Origin of the sequence: Actinoplanes sp. CA-131856, assembly GCF_050956135.1 — a bacterium.
In the GTDB taxonomy this organism is placed as follows: Bacteria; Actinomycetota; Actinomycetes; order Mycobacteriales; family Micromonosporaceae; genus Actinoplanes.
In genome coordinates this window covers 2,368,955-2,384,216 of record NZ_CP191849.1, presented here as the reverse complement: position 1 = coordinate 2,384,216, position 15,262 = coordinate 2,368,955, and the positions used below count along the sequence as shown (strand labels likewise).

15 protein-coding genes are annotated in these 15,262 nt (G+C 71.2%); 7 read left to right on the top strand and 8 right to left on the bottom strand.

The features are described from left to right. Positions 1-5 precede the first annotated feature (5 nt). The 5 genes from ACQP2X_RS11460 (at position 6) to ACQP2X_RS11440 (ending at position 5,218) form a co-directional block, all read left to right on the top strand. Positions 6-362 carry a tautomerase family protein gene (locus ACQP2X_RS11460; protein ID WP_498696200.1) on the top strand — a complete coding sequence of 119 codons (357 nt, stop codon included), beginning with the start codon at positions 6-8 and terminating at the stop codon, positions 360-362. Beyond that, positions 359-1,384, top strand: a complete 1,026-nt coding sequence (locus ACQP2X_RS11455; protein ID WP_498696199.1) for an NAD-dependent epimerase/dehydratase family protein — start codon at positions 359-361, stop codon at positions 1,382-1,384. The genes ACQP2X_RS11460 and ACQP2X_RS11455 overlap by 4 nt, the downstream gene beginning before the upstream one ends. Next, positions 1,381-2,328: an aldo/keto reductase gene (locus tag ACQP2X_RS11450; protein ID WP_498696198.1), complete on the top strand. Its 948-nt coding sequence runs from the start codon at positions 1,381-1,383 to the stop codon at positions 2,326-2,328. Before ACQP2X_RS11455 ends, ACQP2X_RS11450 begins: the two co-directional genes overlap by 4 nt. 95 nt (positions 2,329-2,423) lie before the next feature. Then, the gene (locus ACQP2X_RS11445; RefSeq protein WP_498696197.1) at positions 2,424-3,125 is read left to right on the top strand and encodes an alpha/beta fold hydrolase; all 702 of its coding nucleotides are present in this window, start codon (positions 2,424-2,426) and stop codon (positions 3,123-3,125) included. 77 nt (positions 3,126-3,202) lie between these two features. Further along, a complete protein-coding gene (locus ACQP2X_RS11440; RefSeq protein WP_498696196.1) occupies positions 3,203-5,218 on the top strand; it encodes a GTP-binding protein in 2,016 nt (671 codons plus the stop codon). Positions 5,219-5,318: 100 nt separating this feature from the next. Here the strand turns inward: ACQP2X_RS11440 and ACQP2X_RS11435 are convergent, their stop codons facing one another. The 8 genes from ACQP2X_RS11435 to ACQP2X_RS11400 form a co-directional block, all read right to left on the bottom strand. Then, a complete protein-coding gene (locus ACQP2X_RS11435; protein ID WP_498696195.1) occupies positions 5,319-5,885 on the bottom strand; it encodes a TetR/AcrR family transcriptional regulator in 567 nt (188 codons plus the stop codon). 80 nt (positions 5,886-5,965) lie between these two features. Continuing rightward, a complete protein-coding gene (locus tag ACQP2X_RS11430) occupies positions 5,966-6,322 on the bottom strand; it encodes a PRC-barrel domain-containing protein (RefSeq protein ID WP_498696194.1) in 357 nt (118 codons plus the stop codon). A 16-nt stretch (positions 6,323-6,338) separates the two neighbouring features. Then, positions 6,339-7,169, bottom strand: a complete 831-nt coding sequence (locus tag ACQP2X_RS11425; protein ID WP_498696193.1) for an SCO6745 family protein — start codon at positions 7,167-7,169, stop codon at positions 6,339-6,341. 15 nt (positions 7,170-7,184) lie between these two features. Then, the gene (locus ACQP2X_RS11420) at positions 7,185-7,592 is read right to left on the bottom strand and encodes a carboxypeptidase regulatory-like domain-containing protein (RefSeq protein WP_498696192.1); all 408 of its coding nucleotides are present in this window, start codon (positions 7,590-7,592) and stop codon (positions 7,185-7,187) included. A gap of 1 nt (position 7,593) precedes the next feature. Next, the gene (locus tag ACQP2X_RS11415) at positions 7,594-8,451 is read right to left on the bottom strand and encodes a trypsin-like serine peptidase (protein ID WP_498696191.1); all 858 of its coding nucleotides are present in this window, start codon (positions 8,449-8,451) and stop codon (positions 7,594-7,596) included. A gap of 250 nt (positions 8,452-8,701) precedes the next feature. Continuing rightward, positions 8,702-9,727: a M12 family metallopeptidase gene (locus ACQP2X_RS11410; protein ID WP_498696190.1), complete on the bottom strand. Its 1,026-nt coding sequence runs from the start codon at positions 9,725-9,727 to the stop codon at positions 8,702-8,704. A 191-nt stretch (positions 9,728-9,918) separates the two neighbouring features. After that, positions 9,919-10,590: an ATP-binding protein gene (locus ACQP2X_RS11405; protein ID WP_498696189.1), complete on the bottom strand. Its 672-nt coding sequence runs from the start codon at positions 10,588-10,590 to the stop codon at positions 9,919-9,921. A gap of 55 nt (positions 10,591-10,645) precedes the next feature. After that, positions 10,646-12,193 carry a glucuronyl esterase domain-containing protein gene (locus ACQP2X_RS11400; protein WP_498696188.1) on the bottom strand — a complete coding sequence of 516 codons (1,548 nt, stop codon included), beginning with the start codon at positions 12,191-12,193 and terminating at the stop codon, positions 10,646-10,648. Between the two features lie 206 nt (positions 12,194-12,399). Here ACQP2X_RS11400 and ACQP2X_RS11395 point away from each other — a divergent pair, with 206 nt between their 5' ends. Both ACQP2X_RS11395 and ACQP2X_RS11390 read left to right on the top strand, forming a co-directional pair. Further along, positions 12,400-13,803, top strand: a complete 1,404-nt coding sequence (locus ACQP2X_RS11395; RefSeq protein ID WP_498696187.1) for an MFS transporter — start codon at positions 12,400-12,402, stop codon at positions 13,801-13,803. A gap of 9 nt (positions 13,804-13,812) precedes the next feature. Next, entirely contained in the window at positions 13,813-15,261 is a 1,449-nt protein-coding gene (locus tag ACQP2X_RS11390; RefSeq protein ID WP_498696186.1) for an aldehyde dehydrogenase, read from the top strand. The last annotated feature ends 1 nt before the right edge of the window (position 15,262 follow it).

The following is a 15,262-nucleotide window of genomic DNA, read 5'->3' as shown; positions in this document are numbered from 1 at the left end:
CCTTCGTGCCACTGATCCAGATCCACCTCGACCGCGAGGTGTTCGACAAGTCCCACGAGGCCATCGGCGACGCCGTCCACGAGGCGCAGATCGCCGCGCTCGGCATCCCGGCCGACGACCGCTTCCAGATCTTCCAGCCGCACGGCGCGGGCGAGCTCAAGTTCGACGCCGGCTACAACGGCGTCGACCGGCGCCAGCTGCTCGTGATCCGGGTGATCGCCGTGCACATGTACCCGGTGGCCACCAAGCGGGCGTTCTTCGAGGCGGTGGTCGAGCGGCTCGCGCCGATCGGCATCCGCGGCGAGGACGTGCTGATCAGCCTGACCGAGAACGGCTTCGAGGATTGGTACGCGGGCAAATGACGGGCTTCGACAGTACGGATCTGAGCGTTCTCTTCATCGGCGGCACCGGCACGATCAGCGCGTCCTGCGTGCGCCTCGCGGTGGCCACCGGCATGCGCGTCACCGTGGTCAACCGGGGCCGCAACAGCCAGGAACGGGTCCTCCCGGAAGGCGTGGAGTCCCTGGTGGCGGACGTCGCCACCCTGGACCGCGCGATCGGCGACCGGCACTTCGACGCGGTGGTCAACTTCCTGTCCTACGACGAGGACGACGTACGGCGGATGGTCGAGCTCTTCGCGACCAGGACCCGGCAGTACGTCCACATCAGCTCCGCCTCGATCTACAGCAAGCCGGTGCGCCAGGTGCCGATCACCGAGTCGAGCCCGGTCGGCCCGAACCCGCACCTGGCGTACGCGACCGCGAAGTGGCGGGCCGAACGGGCGCTCCAGGACGCGTCTCTCCCGGTCACTGTGGTGCGCCCGTCGCACACCTACGACGACGCCAATCCCCCGCTGCCGGGCGGTTGGGCGGCCGTCGACCGGATCGCCCGCGGCGAGGAGATCGCCGTGCACGGCGACGGGACATCACTGTGGACACTCACCCACGCCGAGGACTTCGCGCAGGGGCTGGTCGGGCTGCTCGGCAACCCACGGGCCATCGGCGAGACGTTCAACATCACCGGTTCCGACGTCTACACCTGGGACCAGATCTACACCATCGTGGCCGAGGCGCTCGGCGTCACCCCGCGGCTGGTGCACGTCGCCTCCGAGATGTACCCGCTGATCGCGCCGGACTGGTTCTGGTCGGGCGAGATGATCGGCGACATCGGGCACAGCGCGGTCTTCGACACCACCAAGATCAAAACCTTTGTTCCGTCGTACGCGCCACGACTGACCTTCCATCGGGCCGCGACCCGGATGATCGCGTGGCGCCGGGAGCACCCGGAGTCGACCCGCGGCGACGGTGGCGACGAAGCCGTGCTCTCCCGCATCGTCGGCGCCTACCATCGGGCACGTGACGTCTTCCGGGAGGCGACGGCATGACTGAGCTCGGCCGCACCGGCCTGCGGGTCAGCGAGATCGGCATGGGCACCAGCCCGCTGGCCAACATGCCCTTCCTGTACGGCTATGAGGTGCCCGAGGACCGCGCCGTGTCCACCGTCGACGCCGTGCTCGCCGACCGCCGGATCAACTTCATCGACACCTCCAACGGGTACGGGCACGACGGCGCGGCCGAGCGCAGGATCGGCGCCGCCCTGCGCGCGCGGGGCGGCCTGCCGCCGGGCACGGTCCTGGCCACCAAGGTCGACCCGGACCCGCACACCGGCGACTTCTCCGGCGCCCGGGTGCGGCAGTCACTGGCCGAGAGCATGGAACGGCTCGGCCTCGACCACATCGACCTGCTGCACCTGCACGATCCGGAACGCATCACCTTCGCCGAGGCGACCGCCCCCGGCGGAGCCGTCGAGGCGCTGGCCGACCTCAAGCGCGAGGGCCTGGTCTCCCACCTCGGCGTGGCCGGCGGCCCGGTCGCCCTGATGCGGCAGTACCTGGACACCGGCGTCTTCGAGGTGGTGCTGACCCACAACCGCTACACGCTGCTGGACCGCTCGGCCGAGGCCCTCTTCCGGACCGCGCACGCGCAGGGCATCGGCGTTCTCAACGCGGCGCCGTACGGCGGCGGCATGCTGGCCAAGGGCCCGAAGGAGCAGACGAAGTACGCGTACGGCGAGCGCGACGACCGCATCGCCGCGGCGGCCCGGGCCATGACGGCCGCGGCCGACCGGGCCGGCATCCCGCTGGCCGCCGCGGCGTTGCAGTTCTCCCTGCACGCGCCGTTCGTCGACTCCACGATCGTCGGCGTCTCCTCCCCGCAGCGCGTGGCCGAGACCCTGGACCTGGCCGAGATCCCGATCCCGGACGACCTGTGGGCCGAGCTCGAGTCCCACGTGCCGCCGGCCGGTCTCTGGCTCGACCCGCCGGCCTGAAGGCTCCCTCTCCTCCGCGCCGCACCGGAGCCGCGACGCGGAGGAGAGGGCTTCACGGCTCCCGGGGCACGAGCTTGCCCATCAGCTCGCCGAAGGTGGCCAGCTCATCGGCGCTCAGCCCGTTCCTGCTCCTGCACGGCGGCGGCGGGCCACAGACCGTGGCCGGCTTCGCCGACCTCCTGGCCTCTCTGCCGGCCCGCGTGGTCACCCCGGTGCATCCTGGCTTCGGTGGCACAGCTCGCCCGGATGATCTGACGAGGCCCGGGCAGCTCGCCGTCGCGTACGACGAACTCCTGAAAGACCTTGACCTCGACGGCGTCACCGTGGTCGGCAACTCGCTCGGTGGCTGGATCGCGGCCGAGATGGCGCTGCTGAGCAGCCCCCGCGTCGCCGAGGTGATCCTGGTCGACGCGGTCGGCGTTGAGGTGCCCGGCCATCCGATCGCCGACTTCTTCGCGCTGAGCCTCCCGGAGATCGCCCAGCACAGCTACTACGAGCCGGACAAGTTTCAGATCGACCCGGCCGCACTGCCGGCGATGGCCGGCAACCGCGCCGCCCTGACCGTCTACTCGGGGAACGGCCGGATGTTCGACCCGGGGCTGCGGGAACGCCTGGCCGGCGTCACCACCCCCGTCCGGGTGATCTGGGGCGAGGCCGACCGCATCGCCGATCCCGGCTACGGCCGCGCCCTGGCCGCCGCCATCCCCGGCGCCTCCTTCACCCTGCTGGACAAGACCGGTCACCTGCCCCAGATCGAGACCCCCGAGCGGCTCCTAAAAGCGGTGGCGCGACCGTGACAGCCGTGCCACGGTGAAGGCCATGAGAGCAAATTCCACGCCCCGGACCCTTTCCCGTCCTACCGTGGAGTTCTGCTTTGGCATTGTTGAACCTCGGGATCGTCGCCCATGTTGACGCCGGCAAGACCAGCCTGACCGAGCGCCTGCTCTTCGAGGCGGGCGCGGTCGACCGGCTCGGCAGCGTCGACGCCGGCACCACCCGCACCGACTCGATGGAGCTGGAGCGCCGGCGCGGCATCACCATCCGGGCCGCCGTCACCTCGATCCGGCTCGGTGACCTCACGGTCAACCTGCTCGACACGCCCGGCCACCCCGACTTCATCGCCGAGGTGGAGCGGTCGCTGGCCGTGCTCGACGCCGCCGTCCTGGTGGTGTCGAGTGTGGAGGGTGTGCAGCCGCAGACCGTCGCCATCTGGCGGGCCCTGCGCCGCATCGGCGTGCCCACCATGTTCTTCCTCAACAAGGTGGACCGCACCGGCGCCGACGTGGAGCGCGCGGTGACCCAGCTGCGGGAGCGGCTCGCGGCCAGCCCGCTCGTGCTGACCACGGCCGGCGGGGGCCTTCTCCCGCTCGACGCCGAGCCGGTGATCGAGGCGGTGGCCGACGTCGACGACGCCCTGGCCGCCCGCTGGCTCACCGGCGGGAGGATAGGCCCGCGCCACGTCCGACGGGCGATCCGGCAGGCCGTGCGGGGCTGCCGGCTCTCACCGGTGGCGTGCGGATCGGCCATCACCGGAGCCGGCATCCCGCAGCTGCAGCGCCTGCTGACCGACCTACTCCCCCGCAGCACCAGCAACGACGGCCGCAGCACCAAGAACGACGGCCGCAGTGCTGGGAACGACGGCCGCGGTGCCGGGAGCGGCGACCGCGGCGCTGGGAGCGGCGGTTCGCTGGCCGGCACGGTGTTCGCTGTCGACCGGGATGAGCACGGGCGGCGGGCCTGGCTGCGGTTGTGGTCCGGGGAGCTGCGCGTGCGGGACCGGGTGCGGCTGGCCGGCGGCCGTCCGCAGCGCGTCACCGAGATCGCAGTGAGCGAGCCCGGTGGCGTTCGGGTCCGGCCGTCGGCGTCGGCCGGGCAGATCGCGGCCGTGCGCGGACTGCCGGCCCGCATCGGCCAGCACGTGGGCGACCCGCCGCGGCGGCACCTCTACCGTTTTCCCCCGCCGACCCGGCAGGCGCTGGTCGAGGCGGTCGATCCGGCCCAGCGGCTGGCCCTGTTCGCCGGCCTGGCCGAGCTCGCCGACGAGGACCCGCTGGTCGACCTGCGGCTCGACGAACACGAGGCGCAGGCCGTGATCCGGCTGCACGGCGAGGTGCAGAAGGAGGTCATCGCCGCCCTGCTGGAGGACCGCTACGGCGTCCGGGCCCGATTCTCGGGCACCCTGACCGCCTGCATCGAGCGGGTCGCCGGCACCGGCGCGGGCCAGGACCGGATCAGGGAGCGCGGCAACCCGTACCTGGCCGGCATCGGCCTGCGTGTCGAGGCGGCCCCGGCCGGGCACGGCGTCGAGGTCCGCCCGGGCATCGAGCCGGGCCGTCTGACGCCGGCCTTCATCGCGGCGATCGAGGAGGGCGTCCGCTGCGCCCTGCGCCAGGGCCCGCACGGCTGGCCGGTCACCGACTGCGTGGTCACCATGACCTCCTCGCAGTACTGGCCGCGGCAGAGCCGGCCGCACCAGAAGTTCGACAAGTCGATCTCGAGCGTGGCCGCCGACTTCCGCAACCTGGCCCCGGTCGTGGTGGCGGCCGCGCTGCGGGAAAGCGGCACCCGGGTCTGCCAGCCGGTCGAACGCTTCGACCTGAACCTGCCACCCCGGACGTTCGACGCGGTGGCGGCGCTGCTGGGCCGGCTGGGCGCGGTCATCGACGACACCGCCACGACCGGCGGCTATCTGGAGGTCGGCGGCACCCTCCCGTCGTCCCACGTGCCGGAGGTGGTGGCCGCCCTGCCCGACCTCACCGGCGGCGAGGCCGTCCTGACCACACGCTTCGACCACTACGCCCCGGTCACCGGCGACACTCCGCCGGTTCTGCGCCGGCGCGGCCCCGACCCGTCCGACCGGGAGGAGTGGTTCCGCGCCGTCCCCCGCTGAGGTGTCGGTCGATCGAGAAGCCGTTGGTCGTGCGCGGAGCCACCACGTACGCCCGTGGCACCCGACAGCCGCGGGCCGCCATCACCGCGATCGGCGCCGGTCATGACCGCTCGTTCTGCAAGCCCGTGATCAGGGCGCCGACCATGAAGCGATAGCTCTCGGTCAGGTCGCGGTCGAGGCCGAAACCGCCGGCCGCCTCCAGTGAGGCGAAGCCGTGCAGGCTGGAGCGCAGGGCCCGGGCGGCGTCGACGGCGCGCGACTCGGGCAGGCCGAAGCCGGCCAGCACGTCGAACAGGATCCGGACGGACTCGTCGGACACGCGCCTGTCCTCCTCGTCACCGGGCTCCGGGGCCCGGATGGTGGCGGCGTAGCGGCCCGGATGCTCCAGGGTCCACGCCCGGTAGGCGTCGGCGAAGGCGTGGACCGCGGCCGCGCCGGACTGGCCGACCGCCGCCCGGGCCAGGGCCGCCGCGAACTCGGCCTTGGCCCGCATGCCGATGCCCCGGCGCAGGGCGTCCAGGGATTCGACGTGCTTGTAGAGCGACGGCGTGCGGACACCGACCCGCTCCGCCAGCAGGCCCATGGTCAGGTTGTCCAGGCCCACCTCGTCGGCCAGGTCGGCGGCGGCCTCGACGACCGCCGCGGGAGCCAGGCCCGCCCTAGGCATGTTCCACCATTGCCGCGCACCCCACTGTTGGCTAGTTATGTTAGCTACTAGCTAACCATATTAGCCACAGGCGCGACGATTCAGCGGCGGGCCAGCCGGCGAGCGCCGGAGATGCCGGTCTCGTACGGCACGTTGTAGTGGGCGAAGACGTTCGGCTCCTCGGTGGCGGCCAGCTCGCCGTCCAGCTCGATGCTCGGCGCGTCGGTGACCTGCTTCTTGCCGTAGCGGACCCGGACCGCCTTGGGGGTCACGGTCGCGCCGGCCAGGGGCACGAAGACCAGGCGGTGCCGCCCGATGAAGCCGACACGCACGGTCGCGTACGCGGGTTCGTCGTTCAGCGTGTCGACGTAGACCGCCTCCAGCTCACCGATCTTGGCGCCGTCGGGGTCGATGACGTTCTCGCCGCGCCAGTCGCGCAGGTTCTCAGCAGGGAACACACATGGGGTTTGCCCGTCACGACCGGGCCGAAACCCGGCGCAGCGGAATGGGGTTGTCCTCCGGCAGAACCGTCCACACCCGCTCGGTCAGCGGCGCCAGCAGGGCGGCGCCCTTTCCCGGCGCGGCGGCCAGTCGATCGGTCAGAGCTTCGACCTCGGCGTACGCGTCGCGCCCGGCCTCCGTCGCCACGCCCTCCGAGGTGAGCCACCCACGATCGGCCAGGCGCTCCCCCGCCGCCCGCCACTCCTCGTCCGTCCACCCGCGCGCGGGCTGGGTGACCTCGCGCAGCCGGCCCCCGTCGAGCCCGGCCCGCCACACCAGCGACTCGCAGCCGTCGACGCTGGCCGTGAGCAGCGCCGCCACGTGCCCGTCGCCGCGATGCTCGCGCAGAATCGTCGCCGCGTGCCACAACCGCGCCACCGGTTCCCGCGGCCACGGCAGGTCGGCGTGCGCCGCCGCCAGCACCCGCCCCGGCAGCATCACCGCCCGAGCGGTCTCCTCGAGCGCGTCCGCGGCGGCGGCCACAGTGGACGGCGCAACACCCTCGAACAGGGCGGACAACGCCGCGGCGGCCCCGGCCGTCCGAGCCGCGACCGCGTCCGGCGGCGTGATCCGCGTCCACACACTCGGCAGCGCCCGCTCGACCATCCGGGGCGCGAAACCGAAGAACGCCGCGGTCACCGGCCCCGCCCCCACCGCGCCGAGCGCCGCCGCCCGGCCCGCGAAATATCGCCGCCAGAATCCGGTCAGGCCAGCCGCTTCGAAGGCCGCTGCCGCCTGCGGCGTGAAGTACGTGACGGCGTGCAGGGGCTCGAACAGCGACCAGAACTCGCGCGGGGACGTCATGGGCCGATGATTCCATCACGCGGGCTGGAGGTGAACATCCGTTTCCTGCCAGCGGTTCGCGACGACCGTGACCCGCCTGGTGGCCGGCCGGTAGCCGTCGGCGGTGAACGAGAGCTCCCAGACGCCGGGCTCCAGCGGCCAGGCGTACCGTCCGTCGGCGCCGGTGACGGCGGCCTGCAGGTTGATCGGGCGGACGGGGTCGATCGGCTCGCGGGCCACGGCGGCACCGGGCAGGGCCGCACCCGCGGCGCCGGTCACCCGGCCGCGGGCGCCCTGCGCTTCCGGCACGCCGGGCGTGGCAACGTGCGATGTCGCGCCAGAAGCGGGAGTGCCAGAAGCGGGAGCCTGCGGCGGCGGCGTGTCGCCGCCGCAGGCCGAGAGCAGGCAGAGCGCCAGCAGCGGCGCCCAGGGAGCGCGGCGCATGTCAGGGCCAGTTCGTGCGGCCCCAGGCGCACAGGTTGGTGAAGCCGGAGCCGCTGGCCATGACGTTGCCCATCTCGCTGCCGAACGGGAAGATCCAGTCGGTTTCTTCGCCGCTGACGACGCCGATCACCCGGGCGTCGCCGTTCCACCAGCCGAACATCGGGCCGCCGGAGTTGCCACCGGTCACGTCGGCCCGGGTCTCGAGCTCGCTGCCGCCGTTGGAGTCGCCGTCGACGTCGAAGACCGAGACGCTGCCCTCCCACGAGGGACGCTCGCCGGACGCCACACCGACCGGATATCCGGCCAGCGTCCAGTACGGCTGCTTGTTCCAGGACTCGCTGTATCCGTTGTAGCCGAAATAGCCCAGCGAGTTGCCCAGCGGGTTGTAGAGCCGGCAGACCGCGAAGTCGTAGCCCGCCACGTCGGTCGTGTTGAAACCACGGACATCCGAGACGTACGACTCGACGCCGGCGCCGTGCAGCGACGCGCCGTTGTAGTACGCCGGCACGAACCTCATCCACCAGTTGCCGGCCGAGACGCCGGCCCACGGCACCATGTGGCCGGCCGTGACCAGCAGGCGCGGGCCGATCAGGGCGCCCGAGCCGACGAAGCCGGCGCTGTTGAAGATCTTGCCGACCACGCCCCACGGCCACGAGGCGTCCTGGAACACCGCACGGTTGTCGGGCGGGAAGACGTACAGCGGCCTCGTCGCCTTGCCGTTGAACCGGCGCAGCAGGGGCGGCTCGGCGGCCGCGGCCGGGCGCGGCGTGGGGAACAGCGGCATCCAGTCGGGGCGGTAACTGGAGAAACCGACGCCGGGATCGATCGCGGCCGCGATCTCCTCGGGCGATTCCCGCACGGCGGAACGGCCGGGCAGACCGGGCGCGACCGGCAGAGTGACACGCCAATAATCCTCGTTCTCGACGCGCTGGGTCTCGGGGCGCGCCTCCCGGGGCAGATAGAACTCGCGGTTGTCACGAAGGCGTACTAAATCGTCGGGAATTTCGCCCTGAGCGAGGACCGGATTTTGCGCGTAGACGTCGGCGAGCGGGGTCGGGCTCGACTGTTCGCCGGAGAATCTGAGCTTTTCGACAGTCATCACGCACCCCTTACCAGTACATGACGGCGGAGTCGCCGGACGCCCACGCGTAATAGAGCCGGACCCGCACCACGTAACGGCGGCCCGCGAAGAGCTTGACGTTGATCAGCGCGTTGCGGTCCTCGCCGCTGTCGTCGTCGCCGGCCAGATAGCGCAACTCGCCGTCGACCTCCTCGAACAGCACGAGGACGACGTCGGCCGCGCCGAACGTGCCGATGCTGTACTCGCGGCTCGCCTCGGGGACGATCTCGGCGTCGAACTGCTCGCCCGGCGCGAGGTTCATCGGCGTCGACTGGAACGGCGTCAGGCGCGGCAGCTCCGGCTGCAGGCCCGGGTACCAGATCAGCACCTGCTCCTGGTCGATCTTCGAAATGGTGCCGGGTGGGCGGATGCCGTTCGTCCTGTACTCCTCCGGAGTGATCACCAACCCGGACGGGAAGCTGTACTCCATGACCGACTCGGGATCCCAGTCGGAGCCCTTGACCTCGGCCGGGTCGAGTTTGCGGAGCACGTTGTGGAAGGTGGTCTCGCGCGGCCAGTTGTTCGGCGGCCCGCCCAGGAACGCGTAGACGGCCTCCTCGTCCCAGACGATGCCGGCGTTCGGGTTCTGGTGCTCGTGCGGCATGCCGAGCGTGTGGCCGATCTCGTGGCGGGCGGTGGTCCGGCCGTGCGGTGTCGTGAGATCCCACCCGAAGTTCATGGTCCGGTCGTTCTGCCCGATCTGCAGCACGTCGCGGCCAAGATAGGACCACGAGCCGTCACCCTGCTCGAAGCCGATGCGGACCTCGGCCTCGGCCGGCGAGGCGACCTCTTCGAAGTCGAGGCCGATCCCGATGCCCTTCCACTCCGCGAAGGACTCACGGACCACGGCTTTCTGGTCGTCGCGGCCGCTCTCCATGAAGGCGTAACGCAGCTTCGTCCCGTTCGCCCACATGGCGCGGCCCAGGACGATCGCCCGCCTCCGCTCGGCCGGCATGTCGGACGGCAGCACCGGCATGGTGCGCGGCGGTGCGGCGCAATACCTCAGCTTTTCCATGACGCCCTCTCCCCCCAGAGAAAAAGCACGAAAGAAATGCCCGCCGAGAATCATTTGTCGTCCGGCGCGGCGAAAATCGTGCACCAAGCTTTCTCTTGATTTCTTGGTCAAGTCAATGACCTGCGAGAGCGTTGTCGGAAAGCCGTCGGGGAGGTATCCGCACCTACTGTTCGGCCATCCTCCGCACCAACTCATCGATATCGATGGGCTTGGCGATGCGGCGGCCGGCCCCCGGCTCGCCCGGCACGGACAGGGAGGACCCCGAAGCGCTCGCCGTCGCCGGGCGTCGACGGATCGAGCAGCACGATGCCGATCTCCGGATGCTCGTCGAGCAACCAGTGACCATCGGTGCGGTTGTCGGCGTACAGGACGTTCAGCCCGTGCATCTCCAGGCCGCTGGTCACGGCGAAGACGTTCCGGACGTCGTCGTCGACCAGCAGGACCGTGGCCCCGTCGGGCAGCGCCGGATCCGGTGGGGAGGCCTCGACGGGCGGCGCGCCGGGCAGATAGAGCGTGAAGGACGAGCCCTCACCCGGCCGCGACGACGCCACGATGGTGCCGCCGAGCAGCGCGGCCAGCTCACGGCTGATCGACAGGCCCAGCCCGGCGCCACCGGCGATGCGGCAGCTGCGGGTCGGCGCGCCGCCGGTGTCGCCCAGCCGGGGGAAGTCGACGATGACGCGGACCGCGTCGCCGGGGGGCTCGTTCGAATCGGCGCCGTGGCCGAGGGCGGCGTTCACCACCTGAGCGCTGGTGACGATGTGCCGCGTGTCGACCAGGAAGCCCAGCCCGGCCGGCTCGTCGGTGCCGCGCACGAGGATCCGGACCAGGAATCCGTCGCGTGGGGTCGGCGTCCGGGCCAAGCTGGGCCTCCACGGAAGGGACTGCGTCAGTGGCGACAGCATCCCACGGGTGAGGTCAGGTGGCGGTGCACGAAGGGCTCATCGCGGCGCTGTTTCCGGTGGCCTGGAAGCCGAACTCGGTGGCGCCGCCGGGTGGGAGGGCGCCGTTGTAGGCGACGTTGGTGAACTGGACGGAGCCGCTGGTGGCGCTGCGGTTCACGTTCCAGGCGTTCGAGATGGTGACACCGGCCGGGAGCGTGAGTCCGACGTTCCAGCCTCTCACGGCGGTGGCGCCGGCTGTCACCCGTACGGTCGCCACGAACCCGCCCGACCACGAATTGAGCGTGACCGCGGCCGAGCAGCCCGACCCAGCCGGAGGAGGCGTGGTCGGAGGAGGCGTGGTCGGAGGAGGCGTGGTCGGCGGGGGCGTCGTGGGAGGAGTGCCTCCGCCCAGCGTGGGGGTGGTCCAGTCGATCCAGTCGGCGAGGCGGCCCTGCGCCTTGCTGGAGATGCGCATGCCGCCGGTGGTCGCGGCCGTGTTCCGGAGGAACTTCTGGATGTTGGCGGTCAGCGGGGCCCGCCATTCCGGGCGGCTGGCGCAATGGGTGCCGTCCTGGACGTCCGACCAGTAGGTGATGTTCTCAGTGGCGCCCAGCGCCCGGTAGACCTCAGCCCCGGCCAGGGCGGCCACGCTGGCCGAGCGCGGGCCGAGGTTGGCGATGTGCGGGTTGTCCATGATGAACAGACCGCGCGGCGCGACCATGGCCACCATCTCGTGGGTGTCCACCGGCAGGCGGGACGGGTCGGAGGTGAACGAGCCGAAGGCGTCGCCCAGCCACGGCTGTTCGCCGTAGGCGCTGCTCAGGCTCTGCGCGCCCTCGCCGGGAATGCCGCGGAAGATGGGCACGCCGGCGCTGCCCGACTCGATCGGCATGGTCAGGGCCACCCGCTGGTCGAACGCGCCGGCCACGAAAGCGCCCTTGCCGAACCGGGAGCAGCCGGTCACGCCGGTGGCGTCGGCCCGCAGGACGCCGCCGCCGGACTGCTCGAGCACGTCGATGATCCGGCTGACGCCCCACGACCAGGCCATCAGCAGGCCGGTCGGGCTGGACGAGCCGTAGACGCTGTAGAACGCGCCCTGCTTGTTGGTGCGCGGGGTGCCCTCGCGGCCCACCACGTACGGGTCGTAGCTGATCACGGCGGCGCCCGCGGCCTTGATGGCGGCGGTGTCGGCGCCGAAGCCGCCGTAGACGATGACGGCCGGGAACGGGCCGGTGCCGCCCGGCAGCTCGACGCGGGCCGAGAAGCTCGAGCTGCGGCCCTGGTCGGAGACGTTCACGGTGATGCTCGACGCGCTCACCGTGCCGGTCACGGTCGACGGCCGGGTGGGCTTCTCGCCGTACACATAACGCTCGGAAAGCTTTTTGATCTCCTCGCGGCGGCAGGTCCACTCACCGGTGGTGGTGATGCGTGTGCCGTCGATCTTGCGGAACGGGTCGGGCAGCTTGCCATTGCTGGTCAGCGTGATCTGACCGGGCGCCGGGCAGGCCGCGCCCTCGTTCTCGACGGGGGCGGCGATCGCCAGCGCGGCGACGAGCACCGCGAGGCTCGACTTGAGGATCACTGGAACTCCCTCCGGGGACGGGATTTGGGAGCGCTCCCGGAGACCTCAGTGTCGGTCCGGACATCGAAACAAGTCAATAAGTTTCGGAAACGTCCGGCGATGTGACGGCGGGCACCAGCGCCCGGACCAGGGTCGAGCACGGGGTCCCCGGGGGACCGGGCGGGGCAATGGTCGCTGAGGAAGACATGACGGAAGGAAAAGTTTCGATGCCACCGCCGCGCCGGGTTGCGCTGACGCTGATCCTCGGATCTCAGCTGATGATGACCCTCGACACCTCGATCATCACCACCGCGCTGCCGAAGGTCCAGCAGCAGTTCGACTTCTCCCAGGGCGCGCTGTCCTGGGTGCAGAACGCCTACGTGCTCGCCTTCGGCGGCCTGCTGCTGCTCGGCGCCCGGGCCGGTGACCTCCTCGGCCGCCGCCGGGTGTTCGTCTTCGGCATCGCACTGTTCACCCTGGCCTCGCTGGCCGCCGGCCTGGCGCCGACCGGGCCGTTCCTGATCGTGGCCCGGGCCGTGCAGGGCGTGGCGGCCTCCCTCGCCGTGCCGTCGACACTGGCGCTGCTGGTCTCCGGATCACGCGACGCCACCGACCGGGCCCGGCTGATCGCCCTCTACAGCGCGGTGATCGGGGCCGGCGGCAGCGTCGGCATCGTCATCGGCGGCGTCTTCACCGACCTGCTGTCCTGGCGCTGGGGACTGCTGGTCAACGTGCCGATCGGCCTGGTCATCACGGTGCTGGCCCCGCGTTTCCTGGCCGACACCGCCCGCACCAAGGGCAGCTTCGACCTGGGCGGCGCGTTCACCTCGACGCTGGGCATGACCGCGCTGGTCTACGGCTTCATCTCGGCCTCCGAGGCCGGCTGGGGCGACGTCACGACCATCGTCTCGCTGGCCGCGGGTGTCATCCTGCTGATCGCTTTCGTCCTCATCGAACGGATCGTGGCCCAGCCGATCACGCCCCTGCGGCTGTTCGCGAGTGTCGAGCGCTCCGGGGCGTACGCGGGAAGGCTTTTGATCGTCGGCGGAAACTTCGCCGTCTTCTACTTCCTGAGCCAATATCTGCAGGAGGTCCTGGGGCTGAGCGCGCTCCAGACCGGCTTCGCATATGTGCCGGTCACGGGCATGTTCTTCGCGATGGTGTACGTCGTCAGGCCGCTCCTGGCCCGCTTCGGCCGCCCCGTGCTGCTCGTCGCGTCGCTCGCGATCGCGCTCGTCGGCACCTGGTGGCTCTCCCGGGTCTCGGCCGGATCGACGTACTTCCCCGACGTCCTGCTGCCGCTGCTGGTGATCGGAGTCGGTCAGGGCATCGCGATCATCCTGATGACCAACGGTGGCGTGGCCGACGTCGAGCCGCAGGACGCCGGCGCCGCGTCCGGTCTCGTCAACGTGGCCCACCAGGTCGGCGGCTCGCTCGGCATCGCGATTTTGACGATTGTGTACGCCAATTCGCTGCCCCACGGCAAGGTGGCCGCCTTCCACAACGCGTTCACCGGCTCCGTCTACTTCTTCGTCGCCGCGCTGGCCCTGGGAATCGTCGTCGCTTTCGTCACCCGCCGCCGGCGCACCGAGAAACCCGCCGAAGTTCCCACTCTCGTCCCGATCGACTAGGAGAAAATCATGATCACCAACGACAAGCTCTTCCTCGGCGGCGTCTGGACCGCCCCGTCCGACCCGGCCCTGCTCGACATCGTCTCGCCGCACGACCAGTCGGTGATCGCCCGCGTCGCCCAGGCCCAGCCGGCCGACATCGACCGCGCCGTCGAGATCGCCCGCGAGGCCTTCGAGAACGGCCCGTGGCCGCGAACCGCCCCGGCCGACCGGATCGCCGTGCTCCGCCGTTACAACGAGCTGCGCGAGCAGCGCGCCGACGAGATCGCCGAGGTGATCGCGGCCGAGAACGGCTCGGCCCTGTGGTTCTGCAAGGCCGGGCAGCCCGGCCTGTCCCGCCAGGCCAACTCGTACCTCAAGGCGGCCACCGAGCTCGGCTGGGAGGAGACCCTCACCCCGTCCGACCCGAACGCGCCGTTCACCTCGGTCGTCCGCCGCGCCCCGGTCGGCGTGGTCGCCGCGATCATCCCGTGGAACTCGCCGTTCTCGGCGGCCAACGCGAAGATCATCCCGGCCCTGCTGGCCGGCAACGCGGTCGTGCTCAAGGTCTCCCCCGAGAACACGCTCAGCATGAACCTGCTGGCCGACCTGCTCGTGGAGGCCGGCGTGCCCGAGGGCGTGATCAGCGTCCTGCCGGCCGACCGCGAGACCAGCGAACACCTGGTCAAGCACCCCGGTGTCGACAAGATCGCCTTCACCGGCTCGACCCGGGCCGGCAAGCGGATCGCCTCGCTGGCCGGCGAACAGCTCAAGCGGGTCAGCCTCGAGCTCGGCGGCAAGTCGGCCGCCATCATCCTGGACGACGCGGACCTGCCGTCGGCGGTCGCCGGTCTCAAGTTCGGCTCGCTGCTCAACAACGGCGAGTCGTGCATCGCCCAGACCCGGATCCTGGCCCCGCGCAGCCGCTACGACGAGGTGGTCGCGGCCCTGGCCGAGATGGTCAAGTCGGCCAAGGTCGGCGACCCGGTCGACCCGGACACCTTCATCGGCCCGATGGTCCGCGCCGACCAGCAGCAGCGCGTGCGCGACTACATCGACGTGGGCGTGGCCGAGGGCGCCACCCTGGTCACCGGCGGCTCGCAGATTCCGGACGGCCTCGACAAGGGCTTCTACGTCACCCCGACCCTGTTCTCCGATGTGGACAACAGCATGCGCATCGCCCAGGAGGAGATCTTCGGCCCGGTGCTGGCGGTCATCGCCTACGACGACGAGGACGACGCGGTCCGCATCGCCAACGACTCCGAGTACGGCCTGTCCGGCGGCGTATGGTCGGCTTCGGTCGAGCGCGCGCTCGCGGTGGCCCGCCGGATCCGCACCGGCACGGTCACGATCAACGGCGCCCCGATCGGCTTCGACGGCCCGTTCGGCGGTTTCAAGAACAGCGGGATCGGCCGCGAGTACGGCGTGGTCGGCCTCACCCAGTACACCGAGTACCAGACGATCACGCGGGTGAAGTGAC

Coding starts and splice junctions, on each gene's coding strand:
- ACQP2X_RS11410 (WP_498696190.1), bottom strand. CDS start 9,727: ATGGAAAAGCTGAGGTATTGCGCCGCACCGCCGCGCACCATGCCGGTG.
- ACQP2X_RS11455 (WP_498696199.1), top strand. CDS start 359: ATGACGGGCTTCGACAGTACGGATCTGAGCGTTCTCTTCATCGGCGGC.
- ACQP2X_RS11420 (WP_498696192.1), bottom strand. CDS start 7,592: ATGCGCCGCGCTCCCTGGGCGCCGCTGCTGGCGCTCTGCCTGCTCTCG.
- ACQP2X_RS11395 (WP_498696187.1), top strand. CDS start 12,400: ATGCCACCGCCGCGCCGGGTTGCGCTGACGCTGATCCTCGGATCTCAG.
- ACQP2X_RS11450 (WP_498696198.1), top strand. CDS start 1,381: ATGACTGAGCTCGGCCGCACCGGCCTGCGGGTCAGCGAGATCGGCATG.
- ACQP2X_RS11425 (WP_498696193.1), bottom strand. CDS start 7,169: ATGACGTCCCCGCGCGAGTTCTGGTCGCTGTTCGAGCCCCTGCACGCC.
- ACQP2X_RS11390 (WP_498696186.1), top strand. CDS start 13,813: ATGATCACCAACGACAAGCTCTTCCTCGGCGGCGTCTGGACCGCCCCG.
- ACQP2X_RS11435 (WP_498696195.1), bottom strand. CDS start 5,885: ATGCCTAGGGCGGGCCTGGCTCCCGCGGCGGTCGTCGAGGCCGCCGCC.